Annotated in this window: 15 protein-coding genes and 1 tRNA gene; 6 read left to right on the top strand and 10 right to left on the bottom strand. The window is 61.2% G+C overall.

Going from position 1 to position 22,421, the window contains the following annotated elements; all coding sequences use genetic code 11:
• Positions 1 to 9: 9 nt before the first annotated feature.
• The 7 genes from xdhB to BV071_RS21490 all read right to left on the bottom strand — a co-directional run bounded on the left by xdhB (position 10) and on the right by BV071_RS21490 (position 12,282).
• A complete protein-coding gene (gene xdhB, locus BV071_RS33420) occupies positions 10 to 3,708 on the bottom strand; it encodes a xanthine dehydrogenase molybdopterin binding subunit (protein ID WP_265594724.1) in 3,699 nt (1,232 codons plus the stop codon).
• A 46-nt stretch (positions 3,709 to 3,754) separates the two neighbouring features.
• On the bottom strand, positions 3,755 to 4,987 hold the full coding sequence (locus tag BV071_RS21510) for a M20 family metallo-hydrolase (RefSeq protein ID WP_035611669.1): 1,233 nt from the start codon (positions 4,985 to 4,987) through the stop codon (positions 3,755 to 3,757).
• Positions 4,988 to 5,104: 117 nt separating this feature from the next.
• A complete protein-coding gene (gene allE, locus BV071_RS21505; protein ID WP_035611668.1) occupies positions 5,105 to 5,845 on the bottom strand; it encodes a (S)-ureidoglycine aminohydrolase in 741 nt (246 codons plus the stop codon).
• A 4-nt stretch (positions 5,846 to 5,849) separates the two neighbouring features.
• Positions 5,850 to 7,223: an allantoinase AllB gene (allB, locus tag BV071_RS21500; protein WP_035611666.1), complete on the bottom strand. Its 1,374-nt coding sequence runs from the start codon at positions 7,221 to 7,223 to the stop codon at positions 5,850 to 5,852.
• A gap of 351 nt (positions 7,224 to 7,574) precedes the next feature.
• Positions 7,575 to 8,966: a M20 family metallo-hydrolase gene (locus BV071_RS21495; RefSeq protein ID WP_035611665.1), complete on the bottom strand. Its 1,392-nt coding sequence runs from the start codon at positions 8,964 to 8,966 to the stop codon at positions 7,575 to 7,577.
• 110 nt (positions 8,967 to 9,076) lie between these two features.
• A complete protein-coding gene (gene uraH, locus BV071_RS34405; RefSeq protein WP_075090973.1) occupies positions 9,077 to 9,406 on the bottom strand; it encodes a hydroxyisourate hydrolase in 330 nt (109 codons plus the stop codon).
• Positions 9,407 to 9,546: 140 nt separating this feature from the next.
• Positions 9,547 to 12,282: an NACHT domain-containing protein gene (locus BV071_RS21490; RefSeq protein ID WP_081886145.1), complete on the bottom strand. Its 2,736-nt coding sequence runs from the start codon at positions 12,280 to 12,282 to the stop codon at positions 9,547 to 9,549.
• Positions 12,283 to 12,440: 158 nt separating this feature from the next.
• On the opposite strand from BV071_RS21490, the gene BV071_RS21485 reads away from it, so the two are divergent.
• Positions 12,441 to 14,273 (top strand): Hsp70 family protein, encoded by a 1,833-nt coding sequence (locus BV071_RS21485; RefSeq protein WP_052573704.1) that lies wholly within the window; start codon positions 12,441 to 12,443, stop codon positions 14,271 to 14,273.
• A gap of 210 nt (positions 14,274 to 14,483) precedes the next feature.
• On the opposite strand, the gene BV071_RS21480 is transcribed toward BV071_RS21485, so the two are convergent.
• Both BV071_RS21480 and BV071_RS21475 read right to left on the bottom strand, forming a co-directional pair.
• The gene (locus tag BV071_RS21480) at positions 14,484 to 14,831 is read right to left on the bottom strand and encodes a hypothetical protein (RefSeq protein ID WP_265594723.1); all 348 of its coding nucleotides are present in this window, start codon (positions 14,829 to 14,831) and stop codon (positions 14,484 to 14,486) included.
• Between the two features lie 394 nt (positions 14,832 to 15,225).
• Positions 15,226 to 15,300, bottom strand: a tRNA-Val gene (locus BV071_RS21475).
• Positions 15,301 to 15,536: 236 nt separating this feature from the next.
• Between BV071_RS21475 and BV071_RS21470 the strand changes: the two genes are divergently transcribed.
• The 5 genes from BV071_RS21470 to BV071_RS21450 all read left to right on the top strand — a co-directional run bounded on the left by BV071_RS21470 (position 15,537) and on the right by BV071_RS21450 (position 20,501).
• Entirely contained in the window at positions 15,537 to 16,001 is a 465-nt protein-coding gene (locus BV071_RS21470) for a hypothetical protein (RefSeq protein ID WP_035611659.1), read from the top strand.
• Positions 16,002 to 16,317: 316 nt separating this feature from the next.
• Positions 16,318 to 16,860 (top strand): hypothetical protein, encoded by a 543-nt coding sequence (locus BV071_RS21465; RefSeq protein ID WP_035611657.1) that lies wholly within the window; start codon positions 16,318 to 16,320, stop codon positions 16,858 to 16,860.
• A 158-nt stretch (positions 16,861 to 17,018) separates the two neighbouring features.
• Positions 17,019 to 19,280 (top strand): catalase/peroxidase HPI, encoded by a 2,262-nt coding sequence (gene katG / locus BV071_RS21460; RefSeq protein WP_035611655.1) that lies wholly within the window; start codon positions 17,019 to 17,021, stop codon positions 19,278 to 19,280.
• Between the two features lie 63 nt (positions 19,281 to 19,343).
• Positions 19,344 to 19,898 carry a hypothetical protein gene (locus tag BV071_RS21455; RefSeq protein ID WP_035611653.1) on the top strand — a complete coding sequence of 185 codons (555 nt, stop codon included), beginning with the start codon at positions 19,344 to 19,346 and terminating at the stop codon, positions 19,896 to 19,898.
• Between the two features lie 30 nt (positions 19,899 to 19,928).
• The gene (locus tag BV071_RS21450) at positions 19,929 to 20,501 is read left to right on the top strand and encodes a hypothetical protein (RefSeq protein ID WP_035611651.1); all 573 of its coding nucleotides are present in this window, start codon (positions 19,929 to 19,931) and stop codon (positions 20,499 to 20,501) included.
• 91 nt (positions 20,502 to 20,592) lie between these two features.
• On the opposite strand, the gene BV071_RS21445 is transcribed toward BV071_RS21450, so the two are convergent.
• The gene (locus BV071_RS21445; protein WP_035611649.1) at positions 20,593 to 22,236 is read right to left on the bottom strand and encodes an MFS transporter; all 1,644 of its coding nucleotides are present in this window, start codon (positions 22,234 to 22,236) and stop codon (positions 20,593 to 20,595) included.
• Positions 22,237 to 22,421: the final 185 nt, after the last annotated feature.

Genomic DNA, 22,421 nt, shown 5'->3' with positions numbered 1-22,421 from the left:
ATCGGATGTTCAGGCGAGACCAGCGTTCGATTTCCGCTGGTCCACACTCGCCTTTACTCCCTCTCCCGTCGCCGGAGAAGCCAAATCAAAATCCCCGCCACCGCCAAACGCCGCCACCGCATCGCGGATCGCCTCCCTAACGGAAATCGCCAGCATGAGAGGCGGCTCACCAACGGCCTTGCTACCGTGGATGGTCTTCTGCTGCGTCGCGTTCTTCAGCAGCGTGACCCGCAGGTCTTCCGGCGCATCACTGATTGCCGGGATGGCGTAGGTGCTCGCGCTGTGGGTCAACAGCACACCCTTGTCATTCCACTTCAGTTCCTCCCGCGTGAGCCAACCCATTCCCTGCACAAAGCCACCCTCAATCTGGCCGCGATCCACCGAAGGATTCAGTGAATCACCGACATCGTGCAGGATATCCACACGCTTCACCCGGCTCATGCCGGTGAAGCCATCGATCTCCACCTCGCTGACCGCTGCCCCGCAGGCATAGTAGAAGAAGGGCCTTCCTTTACCGACGTTCCAATCCCACTTCAGGTCCGGCGTGGCATAGAAGCCGGCGGCGGAAAGCTGCACGCGGCGCTGGTAGGCCAGCATCGTGAGATCCGGGAAAGCAATCGAGCCACCCGGACCATGCGCGGAGCCATCGTGAAAGCTAATCTCCTCCGGCCTGCACCCGATCTTCTCCGCAGCCAGTGGCGCGAGGCGCTCGCGGATTTGTCGGCAGGCATCGGCCACGGCCATGCCATTGAGGTCCGATCCGGAGCTGGCCGCTGTGGCGGAGGTGTTTGGCACCTTGTCGGTGCGCGTGTGCATCAGGCGGATGCTCTTTGCGGGAAGGCCGAGCTCGCGCATCGCCACGCCGAGGATCTTGGTGTGCAAGCCCTGGCCCATCTCGGTGCCGCCGTGGTTCACTTGCACGGAGCCATCCGCATAGACCAGCACCAGCGCCCCGGCCTGATTGTAGTAGGTGAGCGTAAAGCTGATCCCGAATTTCACCGGCGTGATCGCCAGCCCGCGCTTGCGGTGGGGATGCGCGGCATTCCAAGCATCAATGGCTGTGCGGCGCTTCGCGAACTCCGATGTCAGCAGTAGTTCATCCCAGATCTGGCCCACCCGGTTGTCGCCGATCTCCGCACCGTAGTGCGTCGTGTTCGTCTCGCCGCTACCGTGATAGAAATTCCGCCGCCGCACCTCTTCCGCTGGTAAGCCGAGCTTGAGCGCGATTCGCCCTACGATCTCCTCGATCACTAGCATCCCCTGTGGCCCGCCGAAGCCGCGGAATGCGGTTTGCGAAGTCACATTCGTCTTCGCCACCCGGCCCTCGAAGTGGACGTTCGGGATGTAGTAAGCGTTATCGAGGTGGAAGAGCGCGCGATCCGTAACCGGCAGAGAGAGATCCAGTGACCAGCCGCCATCCGACCACAGGAAAACCTCCGCGGCCTGCAGCATCCCCTGCTCATCGTAGCCCACCTTGTAGCGCGCCAGGAAAGGATGCCGCTTGCCGGTGCTGACCATGTCCTCATCGCGATCCAGCTGCCAGCGCACCGGCTTCCCGGTCTTCAGCGCTGCCACCGAACACAGCGCGGCGATCGCATTGCCCTGCGTTTCCTTCCCGCCGAAGCCTCCCCCCATCCGCGGCGATTCCACCACCACCTTGTGTCGCGGCACACCCAGAGCCTCCGCCACGATGGTCTGGATCTCGGAAGGATGCTGCGTTGAACTCGCCACATACATGCCGCCCTCGCCATCCGCCTCTGCCCATGCGGCATGCGTCTCCAGATAGAAGTGCTCTTGGCCGCCGAAGGAGAAGGCCCCCTCTAACAAATGCGGCGAGCCAGCCAAACCCGCCTTCACATCCCCGCGAGCCAACACATGCGGATCCGTGTGGAAAGACCCCGCCTCTAGCGCCGCCTCCACCCCCAGAATCGGGGGCAGCTCCTCGATCTCCACCGTCATCAAGCCCGCCGCAATCCGGCAAGCCCCCAGCGAATCCCCCACCACGAAGGCAATCGCCTGCCCATGGAAGAGGATCTCATGCTCTGCGAGCAAAGGTTCATCATGCCGCGAAGGCCCGCTGTTGTTCGCGCCAGGAAGATCTTCCGCAATCAGCACCAAGCTCACGCCTGGCATATTCCTCGCCGCGGAAACATCCAGCTTCTTCAAGACACCCCGCGCCACCTTCGAACGCACTGTCCACACCTCCAGCATCGGCCGTGAAAGCGCCGTATCGTGCACATAGCGGGCTGAGCCGGTCACATGCCCGCGCGCGCTTTCATGCGCGATCCCTGTGCCGCCATCGAATTGCTCGTGCAGCACTAGAGCTTCTGCCTCATCGCCCGCAATGAACTTCTCGAACAAGCCCCGCATCACCGCACGACGGTAGGCAGAACTGCTCCGCACATCATCCAAGGGCGTGAAAGCCTCGTCCAAGCTGGCGATCTCGTCGTTCATCGCAAGCGGCCGCCCGATCAACGCCGCTTCCGCTTTCTTCGCCCGCATCGGCCTATCCGCCACTCCGCCGAATGCCAAGCGCGCTTCCGTGACGACCCCCGCCTCATCCGTCAGCACCCGGAATCCCGCCGCCACGATCGAGATGTCCATCTCCCGCCGCTTCGAGACCTTGTAGAAGGCCAGCCTGCCCTTCGGCTTCCGCGGAATCCGGATCGCGCGAATCAACTCATCCGGACCTAACAGGGTCTTGCGATAGGAGACGAAAAACTCATCCAGCGGCACCTCGCGCTCACCCTCCGCCGAGACCAGCAGCAGCGTCGCATCCAGCGCCATCAGGATCGGCGCGCTATCACCGATCGGTGATGCCGTAGCCAAGTTCCCGCCCAAAGTCGCACGATGCCGGATCTGCCGCGAGGCAAAGCAGCGGAACATCTCGTCCAGCGCCGGATACTCCCCTGCCAAGGCATCTTGAATATCCGTCAGCCGCGCCGCGCCGCCGATCTCCCACGCGTCCTCATGGCACCGGATCGCAGACAACTCGCCCACGCCATCTAGCGAGATCAGCACGCCCGGCCGCCACTGCTGCTTGTTGATCCACACCGCGATCTCCGTGGCACCCGCAATGAAACTGGCCTTCGGATGCTGCCGTTTGAAGGCCAGCGCATCGGCAATCGTCGTCGGCCTCAAAAACATCCCCTCGCCCACCGCGCTCGAAACCGGGGCCTCCAACAGCGCACCCGGAGCCATCCACGCCTCCCACTCGGCGCGCGTTTCCTTTTCCGCCAGCGCCTTCGCCATCGCCTCGCGGATCGGCCGATAGCCGGTGCAGCGACAGAGATTCCCGCAAAGCTGATCCGCGATCGCCGCATCATCCGGCGGCGTTGGCTGGTGCCAAGCCTCGGTCATCGAGGCAATGAAACCCGGCGTGCAATACCCGCACTGTGAACCCTGGCAAGCCACCATCGCCGCCTGCACCGGATGCAGCTTCTCCTCTTGCCCGATCCCCTCCACCGTGCGGATCTCCCGCCCCGCAAAAGCCTGCACCAGCGCCAGGCAGGAATTCACCGAGCGCAGCTTGCCGTCCTTCTCAACTAACAACACCGAACAGGCCCCGCAGTCGCCCTCATTGCAACCGCACTTCGTCCCCGTCAGCCCCTGACGACGCAGGAAATCCAGCACCGTCTCATGCAGCGGCACCGCGCCGACCTCATAGGCCTTGCCATTGACTCGCAGGATGGACGGATTCCCGGACACGCTCCGCATTCTAGCAGCCCGCAGGCCGGAATCCCACGCGTTTGTTTCACTTCACGCTCAACTCCCGCAAGCACCCCGCCAGCACCGCCACCCCCTTCGCGATCGCTTCCGGAGAGCTATACTCATCCGGCCGGTGGCTGTAGCCCTTGTAGCAGGGAATGAAGATCATCACCGTAGGGCACACCCGCGCCATGAAGAGCGAGTCATGGTAGGCCCGGCTGATCATCCGCTGCTGCGTGCAGCCCGCCGCCTTCGCCTGAGCCTCCACCAGTGCCACCAGCGATGGATCGCACTTTGCCGGCGGATCCTGATTGATTACCTGCCAATCGATCTTAATCCCGCGCCGCCGGCAGATCGCATGCGTGTTGTCGCCGATCCGAGCCAGCGCCCTGTCTCGTGTCTCCTTGTCGGTATCGCGGAAATCCACCTCCATCTTCACATCACAGGGGATGCTGTTGATCGCACCTGGCTTCACCTCCACCAGACCGGTCGTGCCCACCGTATCCGGGCTGCCGCTTTCCAGCGCCGCCTTCTCCACCAGCAGCGCGATCTCCGCCGCAGCGAGGAAAGCATCCTTCCGCTCCGGCATCAGCACCGCACCCGCATGACCGCCCTGCCCCTTCAAAAGCAAGCGGAAGGCCGATGGTGCCGCGATCTTCTCCACCACCCCGATATCGATCCCCGCCTCTTCTAACAGCGGCCCCTGCTCGATGTGCAATTCGACGAAGGCCCGGTAGGCCCCGGTCGAAAGCTTCACCGCGCCCAGATTCCCCCGGCATCCCGCCGCCTCGCGCAGTTCATCCAGCGAGCGCCCCTCGCTGTCCCGCAGCGCCTGTGCTTGCTCGGGCGAGGTCGTGCCCGCCATCAAGCGGCTCCCCAGACAGCCGATCCCAAAACGCGTCGGCTCCTCCGAGGTAAACATGATCAACTCGATGCTCCGCTTCGGCACATGCCCCGCCTCCTTCAGAGCTCGCATCGCCTCCAGCCCGCCCAGCACACCCACCACGCCATCATACTTCCCCGCATTCGGGATCGCGTCCGTGTGCGACCCCGTCGCCACCGCCGGCAGGCAAGGCTCACTGCCCTCCCAGCGGATGAACATATTCCCCACCGGATCCTGCCGCACCTGAAAACCCGCCTCCTTCGCCAGCACCGTCAACCACTCCCGCGCGCTCAGATCCTCCGGCGAAAAAATCACCCGCGTCACCGCCGGTGCCGGATGCGCGGAAATCGCCGCAAGCTCATCGATCTCGCGGTCAAGGCGGCTCACCATCTTCATGCTCCCTCAGGCTGGCAAATCTCATGCCACCTGCAAAGCCCCTTCAAAATTCCCTCAATCCGCGCAGCGCACTCCGCTTGATGATTGGAACATTGGTGATTGATGATTTTTGCCCGCTTAGGGCAAACGGTGCACATCCTTGTAGTAAAGATAGCTCGCCGGCTCCTCCCCCATCGCCACGAACCACTGCGGGCAATACGGCGCCATCCAGATCGCATCCCCCGCCTGCACCGGGTAATACTTGTCGTCCAGGCGATACACCCCTTGGCCAGACAACATCAGCAAGCCGTGCTCCATGATGTGGGTCTCCACGAAGGGCAGCGTCGCGCCCGGCTGATAAGTGAAGATGTTCATCGCCATGTCGTAGCGCACATCCAGCGGCAGCAGCGTCTGCAGCCGCGCCTTCTCATTCCCCATGAAGGGCTCCGCCGGCACATCGGAAATGTGGCCATTCACCGCCGGTGGCGCTTCCAGATTGTCCACCGGCTCATAGATCTTGCGGAAGAGCGTCAGCCGCGTGCCCTCGCTGCCATGCAGCGCCATCACGTTCTCACTGGGCACGAAGGCGAAGCCGCCATCCGCCAAAGTCACATCGCCATCATCCCACACCACCCGGCAATCGCCCTCCTCCACATACAGCGCGTGCTCAAACTCGCTCGCCGGGAAAATCGCCATCCCGCCGCCCTCACCATAGGTGAGCAGCATCTGGCTGATCTCCGCGCCGATCGCCGGTGACAGCATCACATACGCCGTCACCCCCTCCCAACCCGGAAAAGTGCTCGGCACATGGCCATCGGGAGCGATCAAGGCGTGGCGGAGCGCGACATTCGTGCGGGTGTGGCCGAAGAGCGGAGTCATGAAATCAATCGGGCGGTGAATCGGGTGTCAGGAAGCGTCCATGCGTGGCGGGCGAGACGGGATTCCCCCGCAGCCAGGTGGCCTCCACCCGCCATGCGCAGCGCATCCCCACATAGGGCGATATCGGATGCCGCGCCAGCAAGTCCTTTGTCTCGATCAGGAACTCCTCCGGCGCCAGCAGGCAGAAGTCCGCATCCATCCCCTCCGCGATCCGCCCCTTGCGCGAGTCCAAGCGGAAGCGCTGCGCCGGATTCCCCGCAAACACCTCCGCCAGCCGCTGCCAACCCACCCCATTCGTCATTCGATCTTCGCCATTCGGCATTCCTCCTCCCACGGCCCGCTCCAGCACCAGCGGAAAACCATGCTGCGCCCCGGCGATCCCACCCCACATCGCGAAAACATCATCCCCATCCTTCAGCTCCGGCGGCGAGGGCGAGTGATCCGAGCCGATCGTATCGATCTCGCCCGCCGCCAGCTTCCGCCACAGGCCCTCCACCGTCCCGGGCGCCCGCAGCGGCGGCGCGCACTTCGCCGCTGGCCCGATCCGCTCCGCCGCCCAAGTGTCCAGCAGCAGATAGTGCGGGCAAGTCTCCGCGGTCACATTGATCCCCTCGCGCTTCGCCGCATGGATCAGCTCGATCCCCTCTGGCGCACTCACATGCACCACGTGCAGCGCACAGCCGGTATCCTTCGCACAACCCAGCGCCATCTCGATCGCCGCGATCTCTGCCGCCACCGGCCGCGAGGCCAGCCAATCCGCCATCGTCCCCGGCTTCGGCGGCGGGAATTCCCGCTGGTGTGCCAGGATCACCGCCGGGCTCTCCGCATGCACCGCCACCGGCAGATTGAACTCCGCCGCGACGTGCATGCCCTTGCGCAAGGTAGCCTCATTCGCCGCGGAAAACTCATCGATCCCGCTCGGGCACATGAAGGCCTTGAAGCTCGCCACCCCGGTCCGCGACAGGTCCGCGATGTTCCCCAGCGACTCCGGCGTCAGCCCGCCCCAGATCGCGAAGTCCAGCCGGCTGTTCGCCTCCCCCGCCCGCCGCTTCGCGGAAAAGCTCCCGATATCCAGCACCGGCGGATGCGAGTTCAGCGGCATGTCGATGAACATCGTCCCGCCCCCCGCCGCCAGCGCCGCCGACCCCGTCGCAAAGCCCTCCCACTCCGTCCGCCCCGGCTCATTGAAGTGCACATGCGCATCAACCAAGCCCGGGAACATCACCTTCCCCCCAGCATCCACCTCCACCCCTGCCGATCCTTTCAAGTCCACCCCCAGCGCCGCAAAACATCCTCCCGAAATCCCCACATCCAGCACCCGGATGCCCTCAGGCGTGACCACGGACGCACGGCGGATGATCGTGTCAAAATCGCTCATAATGGGGGAAAGCCAGAATCACTAATCCTCAATCCTCCAATCATCAATCAGTCTGTGATTCGGAGAAAGGATGAAACTCCGGGAGCACCAAGAATGCCGCCCCACCAACTGCCTTTCACCGGGTCGGGACGAAATTTGATCTCAACCTCGAAAAGCACGAAAGGCAGCGAGATCTAACAGCCGAAGCAACCGTGAAATCCACAGAGATCCCAACTCCCCTGCCTTTCAAATTTCGCGCCTTTTCGCGTTATTTCGCGGTTAAAAACCCAAGCCCGAAGCAGTCCCATCCGCCCGCCGAACCTACCTCCCCTGCCTTTCCTGAAAACTGAACACTGAAAACTAGCAAACTCCTCACCCCACACTCTTGAGAAAATCCACCAACCCCCTCAGCGCCACCGCCACATCCCCCGGGCTCGCATACTCATCCGGATGATGGCTCAGCCCCGCCTTGCAGCGCACGAACATCATCGCGATCGGCATCGCCCGCGACATCATTACCCCGTCGTGCCCCGCCCCGCTCGGCAATAGATGCCTTCTCCCCGTCAACGGCTCCACCGCATCCAGCAGCCGCTCCGTCAGCGCCGGATCACAGGGCACCGCCGCATTCGCCTGCACCACCTTCGCGAATGCCTCCAGCCCCCGCGCCGCCGCGATGTCGCCGAACTGCCCCAGCAGCAACTCCAACAAGCGCTCCCGCTCCGCATCCTCCGGATGCCGGAAATCCAGGCTGAACCTCACCTCCCCCGGGATCGCATTCGTCGCCCCTGGCGATGCCGTCAGCTTCCCCACCGTCGCCATCAGTCCCGCCTCCACATTCGCCGGCTCCTTCGCCAGCCGCTCCACCGCCAGCACGCACTCCGCCGCTCCCGCCAGCGCATCCTTGCGCAGATGCATCGGCGTCGTCCCCGCATGATCCGTCTGCCCCCGCAGCGTCACCATCAGCCGGCTCTGCCCGCTGATCCCCGAGACCACGCACACCGGCTCCCCCAGATCCTCCAACACCCGGCCCTGCTCGATGTGCACCTCCACATAGCCCCGGCACTCCCCCGGCCGATACAGGAACTCCGCCACCTCTCCCCGCCAAGCTCCCAACCGGTGCGCTTCCACGGCCACGCCCTCACTGGCCTCCGCCTCCTCATCCATCCGCCACTGTTCCCCCTCCCGCAATCTCCCCAGCCGCGCCTCCGCCAAGGCATCCCTTAGCGAAATCCCCTCCGCATCCCGCAGCTCCAGAATCTCCTCCTCCAGCGGCCCCACACAGGCCCGGCTCCCCAGATAGGTCGCATGGAACCTCACCCCCTCCTCATCCGAAAACCCCAGCACATGCACCGGAAATGCCAGCGGCCCCGTCACCTCCAGCGCCGCAATCGCAATCAACACCCCCAGCGCCCCGTCATACTTCCCCGCATCGATCACCGTATCAATATGCGAACCCAACACCAGCGGCCTCGCATCGCCATTCGCCAAGCGGGATTCGTCCGGCGCCTCTTCCGCTTCTGCCTTTCCACCGATCACCGACCACTGATCACCCGGCACACCTGCCAACACCCCTCGCACACTCCCCCCCGCATCATGGCTAACAGCCATCCCCGCCCCCGCCATCCACCATCCCACCAACTTCGCCGCCTCCTGATTCGCCCGGGAGAGAAAGGTCCGCGTCAGCGCCCCCGGCGTATCCGTCACCTCCCCCAGCGCCTCGATCCGCTCCAGCAAACTCCCCAGCGCCTCTTCCAAAGACTTCATCCCCACCACCTAACACCCCGGCCGATCAGGATGCACCCTCAATCCACGCCTCTGCCACGGACTCTTCCGCCTTTCCTCCGATCACCGATCACTCGGCACTCTGCCTTTCCTCAACTCCCGCGGTAGGTCGAATAGGCATAAGGCGAAACCAAGAGCGGCACATGGTAGTTCTTCCCATTTTCCACTTCGAACCAGATGGGGACAACATCCAAAAACGGGCATTGCACCCCTGTTTTGGAGAAGTAATCACGCACTTTAAATCGAAGTTCGTAGGCTCCAGGAATAAACTCGCCCCCCTCAAGCAAAGGCGCATCACACCTCCCATCAGTATTGGTCGCAACCTCAACCAATATCTCTCCCTTTCTACGCAATTCCAACCACAGCCCGGCGGCTGGGGTTCCACGGACTGAATCCAGAACATGTGTCGTAAGCTTTCCCATTTCTCGAAGATATTTTAACAAGAGGACACCACAAAATCAAGACGATAAGACGGACGAGCAAACTTCACTCACCAACCTACAACCCTAAACCTACCAATAAATGGCCAGCTTGTCGCGACCATCGAATCTAAAAAAATCAATCACCTCCCAACAAGCACGCAACGCTTATCTTGCAACCGTTTTAGTTCGCTTTTAATACTATCAACCAGAGATTCCATCTCGAGATTTTCGTTAACCTCGGAATTCTCTTCACTTAGCCATGTCAAGCAATGTTCAAAAATATCCGTCCAAAGGTCCTCTTCCTTAATTTCTTCATCTGGATCCGGCATAATCCACTTATCACTAAGAACCAACGCCTCATCGCTCCAAGGAATCCGAAGAAATTCTAAACACAAATTGCCGAACATTTGGAAATCCCCCTTTTTGCTTCCCAATGCATTTTCAGCCCTAAGCAAGCAAGCTGACGAAATCCACAAAACGCTCGTTCCATCGTTCTCCTCCCAAATATCCTCCCATTCCCGGAGCAATCGATCAGGGGATCCTCCTGAATAATCCTTTAAAATTCTGAGAGCAGCTTGAGATTTTTTGAGCCATAGAGGCCACCGCTGAAAATTTGCGCGATAAACCCCAAGGTCGCAATTCTCAGCCCAAGGAAGTGCCGCATGAATAAGAACACTATAAAGAGCTCTGCATTTTATTTCCTCAATTTGATCCAAATTCATACCAATCCTATGAACCAATCCAGATATAGCTATTTCGGAGTCAATCCCATTCAGAGAAACATGCTTGACAGGGGCCACAGGGATTTTCATCCACCTAGCCTCGCTCATTTTGCATTCATTAAAGCTCCATCCATAGTATTGCCGTGATCCGGCCTTCTCAAGCGAATCTTGACCAGAATTGCCCCAAAAATACACTACTTTCTCGAATACCCCGCGAACCCACTCTATCTTGAATCGGTCCATTTGATCCCAAAGAAGGCCAATGACCAAACCTGCTGACTGTTCGATACTGATTCCTCCTATAAAGGTCTGGACATCTGAAGTTGGCGCTGAGCCACCCCAGAAAAAGAGGACATTAAGCCATCGATCACTCGCCAACTCTTGATTGAGTTTAAGCCGATCCAACTTGACACCCCCATAGCTCAAATTCCCATCAATTATCGCTTGGGCAACCAAATATTCACCAATACTTTTGTGGGTGAAACTATAAGAACCAGGCCCCACAATCAAACCACTTCTTTCTCGAAGGCTGTCGAGAGCCAAATGAGCTTGCCCATCGTATCCAAATTCATAGAGAGCGTTTTTTACCACTTCTAACGTCTTTCCTTCATCGAATTCGTCCCTTTTCTCGATATGTAAAGCTATTGCAAGCGCAGTGAGAACTCGCTTTTTCTGTTCACGATCAAGACCTGACACATCTGCGTTAATTTGCTGCTTATCATCCCATATTCCCAGCATTCCATCTATATAACGACCATATAGTTTCGAGCGGCCTTTGGGAAGCTCTCCGTCGTTATGATGAACCATCAAGAGAGTCGCCAGCATTAAGGGATTGCTAGTGAGGGGAGAAATATGAGGATCCCTACGTAGTGTAGAGAACAGGGCAGATGCATCGACCTCGCGGTCAGCACCTTCCTTAACCGAAGTATAATTATACCATTTCTTGATGTAGTCGACGACCCTTGGTGGATCAAACGGCTCAATCGCCCATGCTATCCACGAGCGGCGGAAATTAGTTAAATGATCTGTATTGAGCGGTCTGGATGTAATCACAGTCGGGCCACATGAATTGTAGTCAGTCATCTCGATGATCTGCTCGGCAACATCATTTCGAGAATCTGGGGCTATCTCATCAAAACCGTCAAATATAAGCCCAATTTTTCCACGACTAACCCATTCGGAAACTAGTTCCGCTTCAATCTCTTGCGCCATATTGGGGCCAATCAATTCGCGAACCAAGTCAACAATTAATGGAAGCGAAGTGTCGGCATAGGCTCTCAATTTAACATATAAAACTAAAATTTCACTTTTCCTAATAGTTTGAATCTGCAGCCACCTGCTCCAGGTGCTTTTCCCAGATCCAGGCCCCCCTCTAACGATGCTCCTTGATTTTTGTTCTACAAAGTAGTCTAAATGGTTTTCTATTGTCTCTGCGGAGCGCTCTCCACTCCGAGTTCGTTTCGACTCTTTAGTAGGTTTTTCTGTTGTAATATTAGGAAGAACAAACATTTCTTCCTTTGCTTGTTTGAGCACAACATCTCCATATAGTCCGGTAACTTCCACGTTTAGAAGAACTCTCTTTAGTGACTGTCTCAAGACCCGAGCAAAGAGTTCATCTGAAATAGTTTGTGGCCGCTGTTGGATTTGCTGAATATTTGAAACCACAAACCCGACCTGCTCAGTTAGACTGTCAAACCGCCGAAGGACTTCCTTGAATTCCATTTTTTCAAGCTGCTCCACAATTACAGAAGTCCTGAAAAGTATGGTAGCAACAAGAGGGAAAATGGTTCGATATATCGACTCAAGTTTATTTTCGACAATCGCTTCCGGAAACGCCGAGTTGCTTCTAAGATGCTCAAACAGCTTCTCTCCATCTAGTGATTGATCGATTAACAATTGAGGATTTTCGGCGAAAGGCAGCAACTCGAAAACACACTCGCTTGCAATAATTTGGCGATGAGCAAAGTCTATGCCTTCGCTGTGAAAGAATCCTGATAACGAATCCCAAGTCTCAGCGATTGATGATTCAAGAGCTTGCTCCAGTCGAAATTGGTGAACAACAGAAAGATTTTTAAACTTTTCAAGTCCGAATTTTGCTATTGGCTTTCCCAATGCTGTAACGGTCTTCAGGATAGCCATTGAAGTTTCACTCATTTTAGACCTGTGTTATTTGTTATGATGGAGCGCTTCATTGGCATAGAGGCCTGACTACCGGTGATCTAGCCGTAAATCAACCTTTCTTTGCAACACCCTCGCGGATCTATCCTTACATGCTTCTTTGAATAGCAGAGGCGATTGTTGACGCATAGAGCATGCAGGATGATTTTGCAGAGGTGACCCACGACCTCATTCTCGGCATCGACCTTGGCACCACCAATTCCGCCGTGGGGGCCGTCGAATCCGGCTTCCCGATCCTCCTCGCGGATGAAGACGGCAAGCGGATCACGCCGAGCGCGGTGTGGTTCGGAAACGGTGGCAGCATGGGCACCGCGGTCGAAGTCGGCCGCAAGGCCCTGCGCCGCCGCAGTGCCGACCCCGGCCGCGTCGTCACCAGCGTGAAGCGCTTGATGGGCCGCCGCTTCGGGGAGGAGCGCGAGTTCTGCGTGCCGATGGAGCGAGCCGCCGATGGCAGCGGCGGGCTGCGGGTTCTGGGCCTGAGTCCTGAGGAAGTCAGCGCGGAGATCCTCAAGGAACTCAAGCGGATCGCCGAGATGCGCCTGGAGCGCGAGGCCACCAAGGCGGTGATCACCGTGCCCGCCTATTTCAACGACGCCCAGCGCGCCGCGACCAAGCGCGCCGGGGAACTCGCCGGCTTGGAGGTCGTGCGCATCCTCAGCGAACCCACCGCCGCGGCGCTTGCCTACGGGCTCGACAAGCTGGGCGAGAAGTCGCGCGTGGCGGTCTATGACCTCGGCGGCGGGACCTTCGACCTCTCGGTGCTGGAGATGCAGGACGGCGTCTTCCAGGTGCTCGCCACCCGCGGCGATACCCGGCTCGGCGGCGATGACCTGGACGCCGCGCTGGCTCGCAGCATCTGCGCCCGCGAGGGCATCGACTTCGACACGCTCGAGCCCGCCGCCCGCGTCCGCCTCGCCGAGGAAGCCGAGCGCATGAAGTGCCGCCTCTCCGAGACCGAGCAGGAAGCCTTCCGCGCGCCCTTCTACGATGGATCCCGTAGTTTGGAAACCATCGTCAGCCGCGCCGACTTCGAGGCGCGGATCAAGCCGTTCATCGAGCGCAGCATCACCTGCTGCCGCCAAGCCCTCGCCGATGCCGGGGTGAAGCCGGAGGACCTGCAAGCCGTCATCCTCGTCGGCGGCAGCACCCGCATCCCCGCCGTGCGCCGCGCCGTCGCCGAGTTCTTCGGCCGCGAGCCCGACCTCTCCCAGCACCCCGACGAAGCCGTCGCCCTCGGCGCCACCATCCAGGCCGGCGTCCTCGGCGGCACCCTGCGCCAGATGGTCCTGTTAGACGTCACCCCGCTCAGCCTCGGCATCGAGACCTTCGGCGGTCTGATGAACATCCTGATCCCGCGCAACACCACCATCCCCTGCAAGGCCGGCGAGATGTTCACCAATGCCGCCGCCGGCCAGAGCTCCATGCGCCTGCGCGTGCTCCAGGGCGAGCGCGAGATGGCCCGCGACAATTGGGAGCTCGGCAACTTCGAAGTCCCCTTCGAGCCCGCGCCCAAGGGCCAGGCCCGCGTCGGCGTCCAATTCCGCATCGACGAAAACGGCATCCTCGAAGTCCTCGCCCGTGACGTGACCACCGGCAAGGACACGGTCGTCGAGATCCGCAGCGCTGCCGTCGATGTCGATGACGAAGCCGTCGGCAAGATGGTCGGCGAGTCCGTGGACTTCGCCTTCGAGGACATGGCCGAGCGCATCTTCACCGAGGCCAAGCTCAAGGCCGAGGAACTCCTCCCCGCCGTCGAAATGGCCCTGGCCAGCAGTGGTGATCTTGTCGGAGAAGCCGAGCGCACCGAGATCGAATCCGCCGCCACCGCCGTCCGCCAAGCCCTCGCCGAAGGCCTCCCCAATCCCCTCAAAGCCGCCGTCCAACGCCTCGACGCCGCCACCGAAGCCCTCGCCGCCGCCCTCGTCGAACGCGCCATGGAAGAAGCGATGCTCAAACGCTTGGGATAAAGCAGCGGCCTATGGAGTGCGGTGGCACGACACCGCTTTCGCTGCGGGTTGGTGACGATGCGCTAGACGGCCGCGGATTGGCGGTGGGCACACTCTCCGGCAAGTGCTTCGGTCGCGCTGCCGGAAAGGGCCACAACTGGAAGAATCCAAGCGCTTCCACAGCCAAAGCGGTGTCGTGCCACCGCACTCCACAAGACGCGCGAAGCGCCATCACGCCTGCCCCCGCGAATCCAAAGCCGCCACCGGAAAAATCGCCACCACCCCGCAATCGCAGCGATAGGAAGTCCGCACACAAGCGGACGGCACCACCAGCATCCGCTCCTGCCCCGCCCTATCGAAATCCAACTCCGGCCCACACCCTCCCGACATCGCCGCGCCCACCTTCGACAGAACCCGCCCGACCGAAACCATCACCACCTCGGCCAACTCATCCGGCAACTCGGCCACGCCATCACCCTGTCGCACGGAGACCACCCCATTCTTCATCGCCAGCCCACAACGCGGACAGGAGTAAACAGGCTCCGGCCGCGGCGACTGATGCTGGCGCGTGTGAGGCAATCCAACGGATTCCATACCTCTACGCCCCTATCCCTTTCCTTGCCCCGCACCTACTACAAAACACCGCGCTTCTTCCCCTCCAATCAAGCCACAGCCCGGATGTCCTCCCTGCCTTTCATCCGTGCAAATCCGTGTTCATCCGTGGTTCCCCCGCTTCCACAAAGATCGCCCCAACCACACAAGCGTCCCAACCACACAAGCGTCCCAACCACACAAGCGTCCCAACCACACAAGCGTCCCAACCACACAAGCGTCCCAACCACACAAGCGTCCCAACCACACAAGCGTCCCAACCACATCCCCCGTGCCCCCAAAGGCTTGCCCACCTCTCCCCAAACACTTCGTTTGATGATTGGAAGATTGATGATGGTTTATTCTGCCTTTAACCAACAGGTGGTACACGAGGACGGGATCGAACCGCCGACCATCCCGGTGTAAGCGGGACGCTCTACCGCTGAGCTACTCGTGCATTCACTTTCCTGCGGACGCGCGAAGCTTCCCCCAAAGAACCCGCCCCCGGCAAGCCCGGATTCATCCGCCAATGCGACAGCGGTAAGGAGCAGCGACCTTATTGTCGCTGGCACCGGTCCGGCGCACAGGGACAGGACCCACAGGGACAGGAATGTCCCTGCTCCTTATTGCTCCGCCGCCATCACCCAGAGCGAGCTTGCGGCCCGCCAAAACCGGTGTTTCTCTCCCCCGCCCATGCACCTCCGCTTCACCGAAGAAGAACTCGCGACCCTCGTCGAGATGGTCAGCCTCTCCGCTGAGGTCGCCTCGTGGAACGAGCGCCCCGGCTCCGAGGAAGGCGTGGCCGCCTATGAAGCCTTGGAAGAGAAGGTCTTGGAAAAGGCCAAGCACTCCGGCCACGGCGACCACATCGGCTTCGACGAAGAAAAGCAGCGCCACCACCTGACCCCGGAATATCAGGACGGCTCCTTCTACCAGCAGTGCTACGATGAATTCCGCAACGAGGTCTTCTGGGAAGAACTCGTGATCCGCTTGGCCGACCGCGACCTCGCCAAAGCCGTGGGCATCGAATCCTGGACCAAGATGAGCGAGGAGCAGCGCCGCGCCCAGACCCAGGATCTGGAGAAGCGCTACTGGGAGGAGTTTTCCAAGAACGGCATCGACCGCGTCGCGGTGATCTTTCCGCCCGGCGAAGGCTGAAGGCAAAGACAACACCTGTAGCGTCGGTCTATGCCCGTCGCACTTCCGCGGCCACAAGCCGCATCGTGAGGGTCCCGCCGCTCCTTCAAAGAACGGCAACGCCGTTCCCTATTAAAGCCCAGGGTTGGCCGCCGCGCCCTTCGCAGCCCGCAGAGCGAAGAAGGGCGCGGCGGCCTACCCAGGGTAAGCCCGGAAAACCTATTCAACCCTGAAGGGGTTGCAGCGGTCCCCGTATCATCTTGCGCGTTTCCCACTCTTCAGAACAGACTGGTCTAAAAATTAGTGCTTAGTCGTTAGTAATTCGCCTTTTGATCCGATGAGCCCCGACCTCGAAGCGATCCTCAAGCGCTACTTCTGGTGGGTGCCGCGGCGGCCGGCTTTCTACTTCTCCGCCATCTGGGTCGGCACCCAGATCGCCGCCTATGCGCTGGCCGTGGGCATCTATCTCTCCGGCGCGAAGCCCGATGAGATCGTCCACCTGATCCTCACCAGCCCGGCGCTGCTATGGAGCGATTGGCTCTGCCCGAATGGCTGCATCCTCGTCCTCGCCGCAATCCGCTTCGCCCGGCTCGAGCAACTCAGCTTCCACGGCTGGGCGATCTTCACCGGCCTCCAGGCTCTCTGCGCGATGGCCCACGGCATCTTCGAGGTCAAGGGGCCGAAGGCCGTCGCCATCACCTGGGGCGTGTGGGTCTTCCTGATGGTCGCCATGGCCTACGGCACCTGGTTCTTCCTCCAGTGGCACCGCAACCGCTGGGCCACTGAGATCGCCATGCTCAAGGCCGCGAATGCTTCCCGCGCCGCCCGCTTGCACAGCGGTGCCAGCGAGGAGGACGAAGAAGACCACCGCGCCCCATAAGCCGCGGGATATGGGATCAGCGCCCCGGAGCACCCCGATGGCAAGCAACGCTGGGCGAGCTTCGGCTCTTGCCCCGGCCACGGGAGCTGCTTGGATACATAGGCTGCCCGGATCCCTTCGGGCTCGTGATTTTTCCCACCCCGAATCCATATCTTCCTATGAGCGAAGCCAGCAAATGCCCCTTCTCAGGCAAGCAACACCACCCGATCGCCGGCGGCGGCACCTCCAACCGCGACTGGTGGCCGAACCAGCTCCGCCTGGACCTGCTCAACCAGCACTCCAACAAGTCCGACCCGATGGGCGCGGACTTCGACTACGCGGCTGAGTTCAAGTCGCTCGACTTCGCGGGCCTGAAGAAGGACCTCGCGGCTCTGATGACCGACTCGCAGGACTGGTGGCCGGCGGACTTCGGCCACTACGGCGGGCTCTTCATCCGCATGGCATGGCACAGCGCCGGCACCTATCGCACCGGCGATGGCCGTGGCGGCGGAGGCCGCGGGCAGCAGCGCTTCGCACCTTTGAACAGTTGGCCGGACAACGTCAGCCTCGACAAGGCCCGCCGCCTCCTCTGGCCGATCAAGCAGAAGTACGGCCGCAAGATTTCCTGGGCCGACCTGATGATCCTGGCCGGCAATGTGGCCTTGGAAACGATGGGCTTCAAAACCTTCGGCTTCGGCGGCGGTCGTGAGGACACCTGGGAACCTGACCAGGATGTCTACTGGGGCCGCGAGACCACCTGGCTGGGCGGCGACATCCGCTACGCCCAAGGCTCCCCCGGCGTGGACAAGGACGGCGGGGTGCTGGTCTCCGACGACACCGCGGATGGTAAGATCCACACCCGCAACCTGGAGAACCCGCTGGCCGCGGTGCAGATGGGCCTCATCTATGTGAATCCGGAAGGCCCGGACGGCAACCCGGACCCGCTGCTGGCAGCGAAGGACATCCGCGACACCTTCGGCCGGATGGCGATGAACGATGAGGAAACCGTCGCGCTGATCGCCGGCGGCCACACCTTCGGCAAGACCCACGGCGCAGGCCCGGCCGACAACGTCGGACCCGAGGCTGAGGCCGCGCCACTGGAGGCCCAGGGCTTCGGCTGGAATAACAGCTACGGCAGCGGCAAGGGCGGCGACACCATCACCAGCGGCCTGGAAGTCACCTGGACGACCACCCCGACCCAATGGGGCATCGGCTTCTTCAAAAGCCTCTTCGGCTACGAATGGGAGCTCACCAAGAGCCCCGCAGGCGCCCAGCAATGGCGGCCGAAAGACGGCGCTGGCGAAGGCACCGTGCCCCACGCCCACGACCCGACCAAGAAGATCGCCCCAGCAATGCTGACCACCGACCTGGCCCTGCGCATGGATCCCGGCTTCGAGAAGATCTCGCGCCGCTTCATGGAGAATCCGGACGAGTTCGCCGACGCCTTCGCCCGCGCCTGGTTCAAGCTCACCCACCGCGACATGGGACCGAAGGCCCGCTACCTGGGCCCGGAAGTCCCCGCAGAAGACCTGATCTGGCAAGACCCCGTACCTGCGGCCGACCACCCGCCGATCGATGCCGCGCACATCGCCTCGCTGAAAGCGAAGATCCTCGCCTCCGGCCTTTCCATCTCCGCCCTCGTCTCCACCGCCTGGGCCTCAGCCTCAACCTTCCGCGGTTCCGACAAGCGCGGCGGTGCCAATGGCGCCCGCATCCGCCTCGCCCCCCAGAAGGAATGGGAAGCCAACCAACCGGCCCGCCTGGCCAAGGTCCTCGAAACCCTGGAAGCCATCCAGCGCGACTTCCAGGACGCCAGCGGCAAGAAGGTCTCCCTGGCAGACCTCATCGTCCTGGCCGGCACCGCCGCCATCGAACAGGCCGCAAAAAACGCCGGCCACGAGGTAAGCGTCCCATTCTCACCGGGCCGTACCGACGCCTCCCAAGCCCAGACCGACGCCGAATCCTTCGCCGTCCTGGAACCGATCGCCGATGGCTTCCGCAACTACCTCAAGGGCCGCTACGCAATCCCCGCGGAGGCCCTCCTGGTCGACAAAGCCCAGCTCCTCACCCTCACCGCCCCGGAGCTCACCGTCCTCGTCGGCGGCCTGCGGGTGCTCAACGCAAACTCCGGCCAGACGCCCCATGGCGTCTTCACCAAGCGCCCGGAAACGCTCACGAACGACTTCTTCGTGAACCTCCTCGACATGGGCACGGAGTGGAAGCCGGTGTCGGCGGATGCCGAACTCTTCGAAGGCCACGACCGCAAGACCGGCGACTTCAAATGGAGCGCCACCCGGGTGGATCTGGTCTTCGGCTCGAACTCCGTCCTCCGCGCCCTGGCAGAAGTCTACGCCAGCGCCGACTCGGAAAAGAAGTTCGTGCAGGACTTCATCGCCGCATGGACCAAGGTGATGAACCTGGACCGCTTCGACCTCGCATGATGTCTATGCCGTCCATGCTGTCTCCTTGCCTTTTCCCGCCCTTGGCGACAAGATAGCCATACTATGAAATCCGGCTTCCTCGATCTCCTCATCGGCACCACCGCCTGGGTCGTCGGCAAGACCGCCCTCTTCGGCTTGGCTACCATCCTCGGCCTCCTGACCGGCGGCGCCGGTCTCTGGGCAGGCACCGCGCTGGGCAGCGGCAACTTCGGCTTTCGCGCCGGCGATCTCCCGATCTTCGGCTATCTCACCGTCGTCGGTGCGGTCCTGCCCCAGTTTCTGCTCATGCTCATCGCCGGCTACCGCTACGTCCGCTCGGAGGAAGCCGGAGCCCGGGAGTGGCTGCAGCTCGTGGCCCTGCAAGCCGCCCTGCTTCTGATCTGCTTCGCGCTCGCCCTGCCGGAAGGCCTCCTGCCGCAGATCGTGGCATGGATCGTCACTGGTGCTCTCTTCGCCGGCCAAGTGAAGATCGCGGCGCGCTACAGCAGCTTTCAACTCGACCGCGGCGTGGACGCGCTCGAAAAGCTGAAAGCCGATAACGCCCGTCGCCGGTTGGAGCTGAACCTGAAATACGGCACCGTCAGCAGCGGCGCGGACGAGCTCGGAATCTTCGAGTAAAAAGTCCCCGGCCAGCGGATCCATCCCCCGATGAAATTCGGCTCCGAGATCGACTTCGGCGATATCTTTGCCAGCGGCTTGCTGTCTCTCGTCTTGGCAGTGTTCGTTCTTTTCGCCGCTCTCTGGCTTGGCGTCACCATTGGCGAGGGCGCCTTGGCCGCTGGAGATCTCGCCGAGGACGGCAAAATCGATCGCGACTGGTTGCTGCACTTCTTCAGTGATACCCGCAGCGCGATCCTCACTTGGTGCCTGCCGGGGACCTTGGGCATGGCGGCCACCCTCTTCAAATTCGGCCGCCTGGATGGCGGCGGCTCGATCCGTTGGGGAATCATCACCAGCCTGATCTCCCTGCTGTGGGTCGCCGCTTGGGTGAGCAAGCTCGACAACAGCTGGCAGGCCGCCACCGCTGCATGGGGCACCTGCATCACCCTGCTCGCCATGAGCTTCACCGGCCTCTGGTTCCTCCGCCATTGGCAGATGAACCGCTGGGCCGTCGAAATCGCCATGCTCCAGGCAGAGAACGCCGCACGCCGCATCGAACTCGAAGAAGAATTCGGAACCGTCAGCAGTGCGGGAAGCGACGAGGTTCTTCCCGGGAAGTAAGGAGCACGGCGCCGGCCTCCCCCTGCGGGCACAAAAAAGCGGCGCACCCGGATGGATGCGCCGCTTGGATTAAGAAGGATCAATCGTTACTTCAGAACTCGGCGGGGCCATTGAGGCCGCCAGCCGCTTGCTCAGGAGTGATCTTGAGCGGTTTGTAGCCGCCGATCGTCTTGAAGTAGAGCAGCAGCAGCACGTAGATCACTGCCATCGTCATCGGGATGAAGGAGTCAGCCTTCAGGGTCATGCGGTCACCCACGATGCTGGCATCCGCCAGAGCCTTCTGCTCCGGGGTCTTGTTCTCAGCCTTCTGGGCTGCGGCAAGCTTGGTGCCATCCAGGCCCTGGACCTTTTCGAGGAACATGAAGCCTGCGGCCTTGTCGCTCTTGTTCGCTTCGTAGACCGCCACATTGGTCTCCTTGAGGTGATCCACGGTGAAGCGGTCCTTGGCGTAGCCGAGGCCCGGGCCACCGAGCACGCCGGCGGACATCATGCCAATGCCACCCATGATCGACATGGCAACGGCGCCGGTGCGCGGGAAGCGGTCACCGACGATGGCCAGCATGGTCGGCCAGAAGAAGGTCTTGCCGAGGGCATACACCGCCAGCGCCATCAGGGCGCCGGGGAAGGTGATGATCCCGCTGACGAGGTTCAGGCCGATTGCGGCGAGAATCGCGCAGACCACCAGCATCGCGACCGGGGAAATCTTGAGCTTGCTCTCGATGAAGTGGGCGCAGAAGCGCAGCAAGAACATCAGCAGCGAGGTGAAGACGAAGAGCTGGTTGCCCTGCTTCGGAGTGAGGATGTTGCCGGTGATATTTTGAATCCAACCGTCGGTGCCCAGCTCGACCGCGCCAACCAAGGCGTGGGTGATGAAGAGGATGAAGAGCAGGATCGAACCGATGGCAAAGCCGGTTTTGCCGGCAACAGCAAGCCAGAGCACCAGCGCCACACCCCATGAAATGTAACCCCAAGTCGGGCTGACGAAGAATTCGCTGTGGGTAAACAGGGAGAGGACGGGACCAAGCTGGCTCTTGAAGAAGAGCCCGATGATCGCGCAGGCGACGAGGGCGCCGAGCATGCCGACTTCTTTCATCATGTCGCCAAGGTCGAGGCCCTTGGCTGCGGCCTCCGACTTCGGGAAGCTCTGACCCATGAAAGCGATTCCGTAGAGAACCGTGGGTACCAAGAAGAGGCCGAGCTGCATCTTCCAGTTGCTGCCTTCACCACCCATGGTCCAACCGATCACACCACCGAGAACCAAGCCCGCCGGCCATGCGGCGTGGAGGATGTTCAGATAGTGGGTGCGGTTGTTGGGGAAGAGTGTCGCCACCAGCGGATTCGCCACCGCTTCCAGGGTGCCGTTGGCCAGAGCGAAGACGAAGGTGCCCGAGTAGAGCAGCATGTAAGCGGTATCCTGCGGCTGACCCTTGTGGGCAGCGAAGGTGATCAAGGCCGAAAGGATGTGGAACACGAAGGCCGCGCACACCAACTTGCCGTAGCCGATCTTATCGACGACCACGCCGCCGATGATGATGCCGAAGCAGAAACCGGTCAGACCGGCACCGCCCAAGTCACCCAGCTGGGCACCGGTAAAGCCGAATTCGGCGGCCCAATTCGCGAGGATACCACCTCGCACACCGAAGCCGATACCGGTGGCGAGAATGGCGAGGAAGCCGGCCCATAGGAGCCGCTTGGCATTATGCGCGACCGGTTGATCGCTTAGTGTGGTGGTCATGGATTTCTTTCTTGGGAAGTGACGGGTGGTCTAACGGGCTTTCCGGACCGTGGCAAGCATCCGGAATGGCAGCAAGAAACGGTTTTCCCGGCCCTTTCCTTTCGCTGGAGTGTCGCAATCGTCCTCCTCTTGACACGAAAGGACCGATGCCACCGACCCACCGGGAAAGTGCTGGAAGATCCCGC

The sequence above is a fragment of the Haloferula sp. BvORR071 genome, from assembly GCF_000739615.1.
Taxonomy (GTDB): domain Bacteria; phylum Verrucomicrobiota; class Verrucomicrobiia; order Verrucomicrobiales; family Akkermansiaceae; genus Haloferula.
This window is presented reverse-complemented; position numbering and strand designations above follow the sequence as displayed.

Coding starts and splice junctions, on each gene's coding strand:
- BV071_RS21445 (WP_035611649.1), bottom strand. CDS start 22,236: ATGACCACCACACTAAGCGATCAACCGGTCGCGCATAATGCCAAGCGG.
- BV071_RS21450 (WP_035611651.1), top strand. CDS start 19,929: ATGAAATTCGGCTCCGAGATCGACTTCGGCGATATCTTTGCCAGCGGC.
- BV071_RS21510 (WP_035611669.1), bottom strand. CDS start 4,987: ATGAAGATGGTGAGCCGCCTTGACCGCGAGATCGATGAGCTTGCGGCG.
- allE (WP_035611668.1), bottom strand. CDS start 5,845: ATGACTCCGCTCTTCGGCCACACCCGCACGAATGTCGCGCTCCGCCAC.
- katG (WP_035611655.1), top strand. CDS start 17,019: ATGAGCGAAGCCAGCAAATGCCCCTTCTCAGGCAAGCAACACCACCCG.
- BV071_RS21490 (WP_081886145.1), bottom strand. CDS start 12,282: ATGAGTGAAACTTCAATGGCTATCCTGAAGACCGTTACAGCATTGGGA.
- BV071_RS21455 (WP_035611653.1), top strand. CDS start 19,344: ATGAAATCCGGCTTCCTCGATCTCCTCATCGGCACCACCGCCTGGGTC.
- BV071_RS21485 (WP_052573704.1), top strand. CDS start 12,441: ATGCAGGATGATTTTGCAGAGGTGACCCACGACCTCATTCTCGGCATC.
- uraH (WP_075090973.1), bottom strand. CDS start 9,406: ATGGGAAAGCTTACGACACATGTTCTGGATTCAGTCCGTGGAACCCCA.
- BV071_RS21465 (WP_035611657.1), top strand. CDS start 16,318: ATGAGCCCCGACCTCGAAGCGATCCTCAAGCGCTACTTCTGGTGGGTG.
- allB (WP_035611666.1), bottom strand. CDS start 7,223: ATGAGCGATTTTGACACGATCATCCGCCGTGCGTCCGTGGTCACGCCT.
- BV071_RS21470 (WP_035611659.1), top strand. CDS start 15,537: ATGCACCTCCGCTTCACCGAAGAAGAACTCGCGACCCTCGTCGAGATG.
- BV071_RS21495 (WP_035611665.1), bottom strand. CDS start 8,966: ATGAAGTCTTTGGAAGAGGCGCTGGGGAGTTTGCTGGAGCGGATCGAG.